This is a genomic window from Bacillus salitolerans (assembly GCF_042680805.1).
Lineage (GTDB): Bacteria > Bacillota > Bacilli > Bacillales > SA4 > Bacillus_CJ > Bacillus_CJ salitolerans.
Genome location: NZ_JBHUEM010000056.1, coordinates 1 through 10,583, shown reverse-complemented (window position 1 = coordinate 10,583; position 10,583 = coordinate 1). Strand labels below are relative to the sequence as shown.

The window sequence follows — 10,583 nt, the reverse complement described above, 5'->3', positions numbered from 1 at the left end:
AATGTTCTTCAGCTGCAAAAGTCGATAGACTTTTGATAGATGAAGGTTATTCGACCTCGAGAGGCAAGGAGCCGTAGCTGGACAAAAACTTTCATGAATACAAAATTGTTATCTAGTTTTGAGGGAACAAATTCCCCCTTGAAATACTGAATAAAATCAGTATAATAAAAAGAGTCGCTATCAAATAGTGATGAATTAATAGTCTGGTAATGATGGCGAAGAGGTCACACCCGTTCCCATTCCGAACACGGAAGTTAAGCTCTTCAGCGCCGATGGTAGTTGGGGCATTGCCCCTGTGAGAGTAGGACGTTGCCAGGCTATTCATTATTCCACCATAGCTCAGCGGTAGAGCACGTCCGAATATGCTTCACTGTGACACTTCAGCGTACCGATTGAGCTCCATCTTGAATAGGCTTTCTGAAATCGGGACTTTCAGTCTTGATAGGTACAGAATGCGTATCAATATACAGATTTATTATTCCACCATAGCTCAGCGGTAGAGCATTCGGCTGTTAACCGAAGGGTCGTAGGTTCGAATCCTACTGGTGGAGCCAACTTGGAGAGCTGTCCGAGTGGCCGAAGGAGCACGATTGGAAATCGTGTAGGCGGGTAACACTGTCTCGAGGGTTCAAATCCCTCGCTCTCCGCCACAATAATTAAAATATGGCCCATTGGTCAAGCGGTTAAGACACCGCCCTTTCACGGCGGTAACACGGGTTCGAATCCCGTATGGGTCACCATAAATATTGGAGGATTAGCTCAGCTGGGAGAGCACCTGCCTTACAAGCAGGGGGTCGGCGGTTCGATCCCGTCATCCTCCACCATTGTTATTTTCTTAGAGAGAAACTAGATATAGTTTATAGAATGTTAGGTTTCCTTATATTATCGCGGGGTGGAGCAGTCTGGTAGCTCGTCGGGCTCATAACCCGAAGGTCGTAGGTTCAAATCCTGCCCCCGCAACCAAAGTGGTCCCGTGGTGTAGCGGTTAACATGCCTGCCTGTCACGCAGGAGATCGCGGGTTCGATTCCCGTCGGGACCGCCATTATTATTGAAGCTCGGTAGCTCAGTGGGTAGAGCACGTTCGAATAATTTTCTTCGAACCAACTACAGCTTACCAATCGAACTGCATCATGACGAAGCTTTGCTAAGTAGAAAATAATAACATTGGTTTTAGCAAAATTATTAATGGCTCGGTAGCTCAGTCGGTAGAGCAAAGGACTGAAAATCCTTGTGTCGGCGGTTCGATTCCGTCCCGAGCCACCAGTTTCTATTATTTTGCCGGCTTAGCTCAGTTGGTAGAGCACGTCGGAATGAACATCGAAGAATAGACTTCAGCGTACCAATCAAGAAGCAGCTTGAATAAACTTCCTGAGATTGGGACGACGATAATTAGCACAAAAGCTAAATTAGTAGAACATCTTTATATGCCGGCTTAGCTCAGTTGGTAGAGCAACTGACTTGTAATCAGTAGGTCGTGGGTTCAAATCCTATAGCCGGCACCAGCTTTTTTTCAGTTAAGAAGAAAAGTATTTTTAATATGTGGAGGGGTAGCGAAGTGGCTAAACGCGGCGGACTGTAAATCCGCTCCCTCAGGGTTCGGCAGTTCGAATCTGTCCCCCTCCACCATTTATTTTTAGGGGCATAGTTTAACGGTAGAACGAGGGTCTCCAAAACCCTTGGTGTGGGTTCGATTCCTACTGCCCCTGCCAATTATGATGGCGATCGTGGCGAAGTGGTTAACGCATCGGATTGTGGTTCCGACATTCGAGGGTTCGATTCCCTTCGGTCGCCCCATTAAAAAAAGAACTGTCAATTTTTTAACATTGTTGCATATATTATCATTACCCATTAATTGTTGCGGAAGTAGTTCAGTGGTAGAACACCACCTTGCCAAGGTGGGGGTCGCGGGTTCGAATCCCGTCTTCCGCTCCAATGGCGGCATAGCCAAGTGGTAAGGCAGAGGTCTGCAAAACCTTTACCACCGGTTCGAATCCGGTTGCCGCCTCCAATATTTTGCCGGTGTGGCGGAATTGGCAGACGCGCACGACTCAAAATCGTGTTCCTCTGGAGTGTCGGTTCGACCCCGACCACCGGTATCTAAATGTTTACATACGTGAATTGCAGAGAATTAAGTAATATCAACGTTTTTAACGTCTTTCTACAAGTAGTAGGAAGGCGTTTTTTAATGCCCATATTAGCCTAACAAAATATTTCAAATCGTGTGCATAGACAGGAGGAATTTTCTATGGCTAGACGTAAAAATATTCTTGATGAAGGTGAATTAGCTGTTATAAAAAAAGTTGAAAGGGTACATGTAGAGTCATTCCAAGACGCTATAACCCTTTTTATAAAGGACTGTGAATTACGTAATTTACGACCCCCATACAATAAAGTACTATATGAATGAGTTTAATGCTTTCATAAATCAGTTAGGTGAACAGGATATCAATACAGAATTACTAAAACCTTATAATATTACTGAAGAACACATTCAGGAAAATGTCATACTGTATCTGAAGAATTATAAGGGAAGTCGCATTGTATCAATTAATACTCGACTACGGTGCTTTACGTGCATTTTTTAATTTCCTACATAAGAAAAAGCATATTCCTTCTAATCCTATGGAGAATATTAAACTGCTGAAGGATAGAAAAAGAGTCATACCAACTTTTACGAAGGAACAGCTAATAAAGTTATTTAAGCAACCTGATTTAAGCACTTTTACAGGTGTTCGTGACTATACCATAATGTTATTATTGCTTGAGACTGGTATACGTGTTAATGAACTGACTGGCTTATCGTTTAATGACATAAGATACATTTGCTAAGTTAAGTGTACAGCAAGGTGCGAATATCTTTGAATTACAGACTATTCTAGGTCATACCAGTATGGAGATTGTAAAGACTTATGTAAACCTTTTTGGTTCTGATGTAAGAGAGAGTCATAAGAGATTTTCTCCACTTAAAGTTCTAAGATTATAGATGAATAAAGGTATAAGAAGGTGCTACTATAAAGTAGTCACCTTTTTTCTATAATGGTTTCAATTCCTCTTTTACCTAAAACATCATTAATAAAAGCCCTGCCTTTTTGAGTCCCACTTAGTTTGTAACTTAACCATACCTTCTTTAGTAATATATGTTTCAGATTTTGTATAGTTTAAATCTTGATACTAGTAAATGCAGGACGAAAAAGTTTTGTCTATTCAGGTTTAGAAATTAACTATAACATTGACCTTACTGTTAGCAAAAATGATGTAGTAGGTAAGATAAAAAGCCACTTAGTGATTTATTTCACTGGTGGCAATTTTTTTTGTTAAAATAACTATTAGACTATATAAGTGAGGTACTTCATTATGCTAGGGACTATAACGTTAACATTGATACTTTCAATAGCGACTGCATTTACACATCATTATTTCAGTATCTTAGGGAAAGTAATCAGGAACGAAATTCAACTTCCTAAAGATTTTTTTCTTAAACTCTTTGTAGCTATTTTCGTTGTTACATACACTGGTATTAGTATTTATGAAATGATTAATTATGGATAGAATTTAATTAATATAATACATCCTCAAGAGAGTCTAATTCAGGTAAATTCCCTTCCCACTTAACCTCATCATTACATAACAGTCTTATCATAGCACAGACAATAATACCGTCCTTAGTATAGTCTTTAACTGAAGTATCATAGCAAGGAATTAACGTGTCCTTATTCGCTTCTAATTGTCGTGCTAGACGGTTTATAGCTTCAATGAATGGTAAATCTCCTGACAGTCCTTTAGTAGTGTATGTGACTGTGTAGGATGTTTTAGTAGTGTCATTTTTTAGTATTCCTCTAGCTGTAAACATGTTACTTTCCCCCTTTTAAGAACTAGTATTATAAGCACTTTTGCATTGGAAACAGCATAATATAAGTGTAAGACAATAAGTTAGAAATTTACAATGAAGTTTTTTGTCGAAGAAGGTTGCAATGAGTATAAATAAAATCATATAATAACTTTTGTTAGCTAATCGTGTGCATAGAAAAATACTCCATACAAACTATTGCTTGTAGAATTATTTAAATATCAAGCGTTTTACGTATACTAACAGTCGGTTTATTTAGGAACTTGACTCAAAATCGTGTTCCTCTGGAGTGTCGGTTCGACCCCGACCACCGGTATCATCATGACATTCAAAGAATCTTTACATATTACGGACGTCTAGCTATTTGCTAGACGTCCTTTTTGTCATATAAATGTATACAATTGTGATTTATTATACTTTGAAGTCTAAGGTGCTTCGTCGCTTTCAAATTTTGTTTATGTTATAAATACTGCTCCATTCAAACCCTCTCTATCATTTCAAGTATTATAATCTCTTTAAAAAGTTGCAATTACAAAATATTAATTTACAAAATAGTACATATTTCGACAAAATTCAGTAGATTTTTACTATTTATTTCACTATAATCATTGTTAACAGCAATTATATTTAATTCTTTATACCTATTTTGAGGGGGATGACTGTGGATAAAAAAATAATGAGAACTAAATTGAATTTAAAAAGAAGAGTACTGAATGCTCGGGGCCTATTTATTAAAATTTTCCTCGTATCTTTGTCCTGTATGATTATTCCAATGGGTATCAGTTTGTGGTATTCAACTAAGACCATCACAGACTCCGTAAAGGGAAAAATAGAGGATTCTCTCATTAGTCTATCCATTGAAAAGAATAATCAATTTGAAATGAAGTTAGATGATTTAGCTGAGAAAGCGCATATGATTGCTAGTGAACCGTACACAGTGAATTACTATGAACAGCTATTGGTTTCACAACAGCGAGATCCAGTAGTAGAGGAAAAAATAACGAAAAGAATAGAAGCAATATACAAAGAGTCAAATGGACTATATGAAAATATATTCTTTATGTATGGTCCTGACGTAATTATGGATAGTGTTGGAGGTAAATCAATTCGTGTGATGGAAAAATTAGCTGAGGAAGAAGAACAAACTGAACAGCCAGAAGAAAATGAAGAACAAGCTAATCAATCTGAAGCTGTAGAGGCATTACCGGCAGACTTTCTAATGGTCGGAGCACCAGGAGCCTCCCCAGTCTCTGGACTACCCTCTATGATTATAATGACAGCTGTACCTAATGCGTCAGAGACAGCAGGAATTGGGTTATTTGGATCACCCGTTGTATTAAATGTTTTAACTGAAAAAATTGTGAAATCCAATTCGGAAATGAACACCATCATATTAGATGAAAGTGGTTTGGTCGTAGCATCCTCTAATCCAGATCAAATATTGAACCTTAATTTTAGTGAAGGAGAAGAGCTAGTCCCTTTCTTTACAAAGATACAAGAGGAAAAGACAGAAATTAATTACTTCACACTAAATGGAGTTGAGAATATTTCTGCCGTACAAAAAAGCGAAAAGTACGGAACTTATGTCGTTACGTATATGCCAGTAAGTGCTTATAAGTCAGAAGCTAATAATGTAATAGTTGGCTTGCTAATCGTGATAGGAATTGCAATTCTATTAGCTAGCTTGTTTATCTTTTATTTGGCAAGAAGTATCTCAAAACCAGTTTATAATGCAGCAGAACATTTGAAGACCGTTGCAACAGGAGATTTAACGAAGGAAATACCTGAAAAGTTAAAGAAATCGAAGGACGAAACTGGAGTACTAATGAGTTCTATCGAAGCCATGCAAAATTCAATTAGAAGTATTGTTAATGCGGTTCACGAACAGTCAACGAAGCTAGATCATTCTGTTGGTACAACTGGCTTACATATTACCAACTTGAATACACAGCTTAAGGAAGTGTCGACTACTACGGAGGAAATGTCTGCTGGAATGGAAGAGGCTGCTGCTTCTATTCATGAGGTGACTAACTCGTCTGAAGGTATTGGAGCATCAATAGAGAGTATAGCTAATCGGACTGAAGATGGTAAGAATACAACTCTTGAAATTAGTAAGCGTGCAGAAGCATTACGAAATAATGTTATTAGTTCTTCTGAAAGGGCAAACCAAATTCGAGAAGAGTTACATCATGGGTTAAAAGAGTCAATTGAACAGTCGAAAGCTGTGAATCAAATTCATGTTTTAACGGATTCAATCCTTCAAATTGCTGAACAAACCAATTTATTATCATTGAATGCTGCCATTGAAGCTGCTAGAGCAGGTGAAGCAGGTAAAGGATTTGCGGTCGTTGCAGATGAAATCCGAAAACTGTCAGACGGTTCGAAAAATGCAATAGCACAAATCCAAGATGTAGTAAAACAGGTCATCCTATCAGTAGAAGGGCTAAAAGATAATTCTGAAAAAGTATTGGACTTTATTGATAAAAACGTTATTTCTGATTATCAATTAATGGTAGAGACTGGTGAACAATATTCAAAAGATGCTGGTTACTTTAGTACTGCAATGGACCACTTTAATAAAGATGCGATTAGTCTAAATAATAATATTCAAAATATAGTAAAATCCATCAGTGAGATTTCTATTGCTATTAATGAAGCTGCTAGTGGAACTTCAGATATTGCAGACAAGGGTATAAATGTTCAGAACTACTCGGCAGAAGTGGAGTCACTTATTAACGAAACAGATTCGATCACTACACGCTTAAGAGAAGCGGTAAACAAGTTTCAACTATAATATATAACTCTAAGCATTAAGGTAAAACTGTACAAATTTTAGTTACATTTAAAACGACTCAACCATTGTATATTTAACAATAAGTGGTTGAGTCGTTAAATTTATAGAAAGATTTAACTACGTTTGTTTAATCGGATGCTATCAAAGTTTAAGATCAAATAGTACATGAACAATTTTCGACAAAAAAAACGGAATTATTATTGACTTATAATCTATGCTCGTGTAAACTAAAAAATGTTCTATTAAGAAATACTTGATCTAAACAGGCTAAACCTGTTTTTTATTTTTACCAGCTATTTGCGGGTGTAGTTTAATGGTAAAACCTCAGCCTTCCAAGCTGATGTCGTGAGTTCGATTCTCATCACCCGCTCCATACTTAACTTTGTTTACAACGCAGTGTTTCGTTTCATTGAAAAACGGGGCATTGCGTTTTTTACTGTTTTACAAAACAGTCCGCAGTACCCCCATTAACTTGAGTGAACATGTGATGAATAGCATTTAAAAGTTCATGAGCATTTTCATTCGTCATTGAAGGATCTAAATAAATAATTTGTAAAGCATTTGTAGTATCTTCAGTTACACACGTTCTCTTTGAATCTACAAATGGACTTCCAAATGGCCCTAATTGATCTGAACTAATCAGCTTATTATGAACATGTATATCACGGTTATTTAATCCTTCATAATTTTCATTTTCTGATCCTAATCGAATTGTTACATTGCCAACAATCTTATCAAAATCATAAATTCCGATTGGTAGTCCATATTGTATGGAGAAGAAGTTATTAATGTCTGCAGCTGAATTCACGGATGTAACAAACTGTCTTTTGGCAATTCGTCTCAGTAAAGCTTCATGGGAAGGTCGATATCGACTTGGATCCATACCTATCTGCTTGAAGATGGATCTCCATTCAGTAATACCTTTATATTGAGTAAGAGGCTTTTCATCTAGTTCAAAAGCAATCGATTCTTGATAAAGCTGTAAACGTCCTCTAATCATTTGAGGAGAGTTACTAATTGTAATGTCTTTATAAACAATGCAGCCAATTTTTAATCCAGATACAAGTTCCGTTAGTTCCTTATGTAGCTCAATGTACAATATTAATACCCTCCAATTAATGTGGTATTATTCAATATATATGTAAAAGACAATCTTTTCAAGAAAGGAGTGATACGTATGAACATTCAAAAGCTTCAGCAGGAGATTATTGAATACAGCAAGCAAATTGGCATTGATAAAATCGGTTTTGCAAGCACTTCTCCATTTGATGAATTAAAAGAAAGATTAATAAGGCAACAGAAATTAGGTTATCAGTCGGGTTTTGAAGAATCAGATATAGAAAAACGAACAAACCCAGAACTATTACTTCCTAAAGCCAAATCTATAATTGCGATTGCGTTAGCCTATCCATCAAAATTAAAGAATGCTCCTAGAAGTACAAAGACTGAAAGGCGTGGTATTTTTTGCCGTGCATCATGGGGACAAGATTACCACTATGTGTTAAGAGATCGATTGAAAAAACTTGAAGCATTTATCCTTGAACGTGTCCCTGAAGCTAAAGTGAAATCTATGGTTGATACAGGAGAGCTGTCGGACCGTGCTGTTGCAGAGCGAGCAGGCATAGGCTGGAGTGGAAAGAACTGTTCCATTATCACTCCTGAATATGGTTCTTATGTTTATTTAGGAGAAATGATTACGACAGTTCCATTCATCCCTGATACTCCACTTGAAGATCGGTGTGGGACTTGTAATAAGTGTGTAGATGCTTGTCCAACTGGAGCACTTATTCAAGGGGGACAGCTTGATTCTAATAAATGTATTGCATTTTTAACACAAACAAAAGGGTTCTTAGCTGATGAATATCGTGAGAAGCTAGGAAACCGTTTATATGGCTGTGATACGTGCCAAACCATTTGCCCAGAAAATAAGGGGAAGGATTTTCATTTTCACGAAGAGATGGAACCCGATCCTGAAGTTGTTAAACCTTTACTAAGGCCATTATTATTCATTTCAAATCGCGAGTTTAAAGAAAAATTCGGACCAATCTCAGGTTCTTGGCGCGGTAAGAAGCCAATACAACGAAATGCCCTCATTGCCCTTGCCCATTACAAGGATAGAACAGCAATAGAAGACATCAAACAAGTATTAAAGGAAGACCCTCGTCCTGTTATGAGAGGTACTGCGGCATGGGCACTAGGGAAAATCGGTGATACAGAAAGTAGGGAATTTTTACTCCTAGCGAGAGAAAAGGAAAAGGATGAAGAAGTTTTGATGGAGATTGATAAAGGAATTCAAATGTTAGAGGGTAAAAAGTCATGAGAATACCTTTATATTCATACGTATTAGTAACCTTATGTTAGAGAGGTGTACCGTATGAATATAAAAGAACTCCTTCTACAATATTTAACCGCGAGAGTAGAATTACAGGTTGGAAATAGAGCAATTTCTTCTGAAGTTGGAAGAGAGCAATTAAGAAGACTAGCTTCCTTATCTGAAAGAGAAGCAAAAATCGTAAAAAGTCGTGTTAATTGTAAAATCGAGGATATTCAACAAGATAATAACAATTATCGAATCATCTATTCTGCTTCCTTTAGGGATTTCATTAAACAAGGAGATTCCTTACGTTTAGAGGAATATGAAGAGAAAAGACAAGCGCTCATTAAGGATAGCAAAGTGCACCAAGATATCCTACTTCCTCTAGGAAGAGAGGAATGGATGGACTCAAACCGAATCGATACAGATGAGACTTCACGTCAAAGCTTTATATATGATCGAAGGGCTGCCGTACAATATGCAGAGAAGTGGTGGAATTCGTACAATCCGAAATATAAGAAGTTTGAAGTGGATTGTACGAATTATGTGTCACAATGTCTTCATGCTGGCGGAGCTCCAATGTCTGGCTATCCAAATCGGAGTAAGGGCTGGTGGATGACAGGAGACTCATGGAGTTACAGTTGGTCGGTCGCAAATGCGCTAAAAGTATATCTGTCAAACTCAAAATCAGGACTTAGGGCAATAAAGAAAGCAAGTGCCACTGAATTAAAGCTAGGCGATGTCATTTGCTACGATTTTGAGGGAGATGGGAAGTATAATCACAATACGATTGTGGTTGCAAAAGACTCCGATGGAATGCCACTCGTGAATGCCCATACGTATAACAGTAGAATGAGGTACTGGGCATATGAAGACTCTACAGCGTACACACCGAATATCAAATATGCTTTTTTTCATATAGTTGATGACAGTGAGTAAATGTGAGTAGATCCTATATTTGAACTAGAGGAAGTAAGTTAAATTGATTATGTCTTGTATAGTTGTAGACGAGGTAAGTAAATCGTTCGTAGAGGAAAGTAAAAAAGCAAACGAGGTAAGTAAAAGAGTCGAAGAGGTAAGTAAATAATTGACGAGGTAAGTAAAAGAGTCACAGAGGTAAGTATAAAAGCAAATGAGGTAAGAAAATCGTTCGCAAAGGAAAGTAAATAATTGACGAGGTAAGTAAAAGAGTCATAGAGGTAAGTAAAAGAGTCATAGAGGTAAGTAAAAAAGCAACGAGGTAAGTAAATCGTTCGCAGAGGAAAGTAAAAAAGCAACGAGGTAAGTAAAAGAGTCACAGAGGAAAGTAAAAGAGCAAACGAGGTAAGAAAATCGTTCACAGAGGAAAGTAAAAAAGCAACGAGGTAAGTAAAAGAGTCACAGAGGAAAGTAAAAAAGCAAACGAGGTAAGAAAATCGTTCGCAGAGGAAAGTAAAAAAGCAACGAGGTAAGTAAAAGAGTCGCAGAGGAAAGTAAAAAAGCAAACGAGGTAAGTAAATCGTTCGCAGAGGAAAGTAAAAAAGCAACGAGGTAAGTAAAAGAGTCACAGAGGAAAGTAAAAAAGCAAACGAGGTAAGTAAATCGTTCGCAAAGGAAAGTAAATAATCAACGAGGTAAGTAAAAGAGT

General features: G+C 37.4%; 5 protein-coding genes, 15 tRNA genes, 1 rRNA gene and 2 pseudogenes. 21 read left to right on the top strand and 2 right to left on the bottom strand.

Features of this window, described 5'->3' with window-relative positions; all coding sequences use genetic code 11:
• Window positions 1-202 precede the first annotated feature (202 nt).
• From rrf to ACFSCX_RS24825, 16 genes and pseudogenes are all read left to right on the top strand, one after another.
• Window positions 203-318, top strand: a 5S ribosomal RNA gene (rrf, locus tag ACFSCX_RS24900).
• A gap of 161 nt (window positions 319-479) precedes the next feature.
• Window positions 480-554: transfer RNA gene (locus ACFSCX_RS24895), tRNA-Asn, on the top strand.
• Between the two features lie 4 nt (window positions 555-558).
• Window positions 559-650 (top strand) — tRNA-Ser (locus tag ACFSCX_RS24890).
• Window positions 651-665: 15 nt separating this feature from the next.
• Window positions 666-740: transfer RNA gene (locus ACFSCX_RS24885), tRNA-Glu, on the top strand.
• 8 nt (window positions 741-748) lie between these two features.
• A tRNA-Val gene (locus ACFSCX_RS24880) sits at window positions 749-824 on the top strand.
• 62 nt (window positions 825-886) lie between these two features.
• Window positions 887-963, top strand: a tRNA-Met gene (locus ACFSCX_RS24875).
• Window positions 964-967: 4 nt separating this feature from the next.
• Window positions 968-1,043: transfer RNA gene (locus tag ACFSCX_RS24870), tRNA-Asp, on the top strand.
• 145 nt (window positions 1,044-1,188) lie between these two features.
• Window positions 1,189-1,264, top strand: a tRNA-Phe gene (locus ACFSCX_RS24865).
• 163 nt (window positions 1,265-1,427) lie between these two features.
• Window positions 1,428-1,503 (top strand) — tRNA-Thr (locus tag ACFSCX_RS24860).
• 39 nt (window positions 1,504-1,542) lie between these two features.
• Window positions 1,543-1,627, top strand: a tRNA-Tyr gene (locus ACFSCX_RS24855).
• 9 nt (window positions 1,628-1,636) lie between these two features.
• Window positions 1,637-1,710: transfer RNA gene (locus ACFSCX_RS24850), tRNA-Trp, on the top strand.
• 9 nt (window positions 1,711-1,719) lie between these two features.
• Window positions 1,720-1,795, top strand: a tRNA-His gene (locus tag ACFSCX_RS24845).
• A gap of 63 nt (window positions 1,796-1,858) precedes the next feature.
• A tRNA-Gly gene (locus ACFSCX_RS24840) sits at window positions 1,859-1,933 on the top strand.
• A gap of 2 nt (window positions 1,934-1,935) precedes the next feature.
• Window positions 1,936-2,009: transfer RNA gene (locus tag ACFSCX_RS24835), tRNA-Cys, on the top strand.
• 7 nt (window positions 2,010-2,016) lie between these two features.
• Window positions 2,017-2,097: transfer RNA gene (locus ACFSCX_RS24830), tRNA-Leu, on the top strand.
• Window positions 2,098-2,246: 149 nt separating this feature from the next.
• Window positions 2,247-2,984, top strand: a pseudogene (locus tag ACFSCX_RS24825) (tyrosine-type recombinase/integrase).
• A 573-nt stretch (window positions 2,985-3,557) separates the two neighbouring features.
• Here ACFSCX_RS24825 and ACFSCX_RS24820 read toward each other — a convergent pair.
• Window positions 3,558-3,851 carry a hypothetical protein gene (locus ACFSCX_RS24820; RefSeq protein ID WP_377930962.1) on the bottom strand — a complete coding sequence of 98 codons (294 nt, stop codon included), beginning with the start codon at window positions 3,849-3,851 and terminating at the stop codon, window positions 3,558-3,560.
• Between the two features lie 652 nt (window positions 3,852-4,503).
• Between ACFSCX_RS24820 and ACFSCX_RS24815 the strand changes: the two are divergent.
• The 3 genes and pseudogenes from ACFSCX_RS24815 to ACFSCX_RS24805 form a co-directional block, all read left to right on the top strand.
• A pseudogene (locus ACFSCX_RS24815) lies at window positions 4,504-5,697 on the top strand (HAMP domain-containing protein); the annotation flags it as partial.
• Window positions 5,674-6,642, top strand: coding sequence for a methyl-accepting chemotaxis protein (locus tag ACFSCX_RS24810; RefSeq protein WP_377930963.1), 969 nt, complete (start codon window positions 5,674-5,676; stop codon window positions 6,640-6,642). The pseudogene ACFSCX_RS24815 and the gene ACFSCX_RS24810, both read left to right, overlap by 24 nt.
• Before the next feature lie 299 nt (window positions 6,643-6,941).
• Window positions 6,942-7,015: transfer RNA gene (locus tag ACFSCX_RS24805), tRNA-Gly, on the top strand.
• A gap of 60 nt (window positions 7,016-7,075) precedes the next feature.
• On the opposite strand, the gene ACFSCX_RS24800 is transcribed toward ACFSCX_RS24805, so the two are convergent.
• The gene (locus ACFSCX_RS24800) at window positions 7,076-7,741 is read right to left on the bottom strand and encodes a B3/B4 domain-containing protein (RefSeq protein ID WP_377930961.1); all 666 of its coding nucleotides are present in this window, start codon (window positions 7,739-7,741) and stop codon (window positions 7,076-7,078) included.
• Window positions 7,742-7,819: 78 nt separating this feature from the next.
• Between ACFSCX_RS24800 and queG the strand changes: the two genes are divergently transcribed.
• Both queG and ACFSCX_RS24790 read left to right on the top strand, forming a co-directional pair.
• The gene (queG, locus tag ACFSCX_RS24795) at window positions 7,820-8,962 is read left to right on the top strand and encodes a tRNA epoxyqueuosine(34) reductase QueG (RefSeq protein WP_377930960.1); all 1,143 of its coding nucleotides are present in this window, start codon (window positions 7,820-7,822) and stop codon (window positions 8,960-8,962) included.
• 54 nt (window positions 8,963-9,016) lie between these two features.
• Window positions 9,017-9,895, top strand: coding sequence for an amidase domain-containing protein (locus ACFSCX_RS24790; RefSeq protein WP_377930959.1), 879 nt, complete (start codon window positions 9,017-9,019; stop codon window positions 9,893-9,895).
• Window positions 9,896-10,583 lie beyond the last annotated feature (688 nt).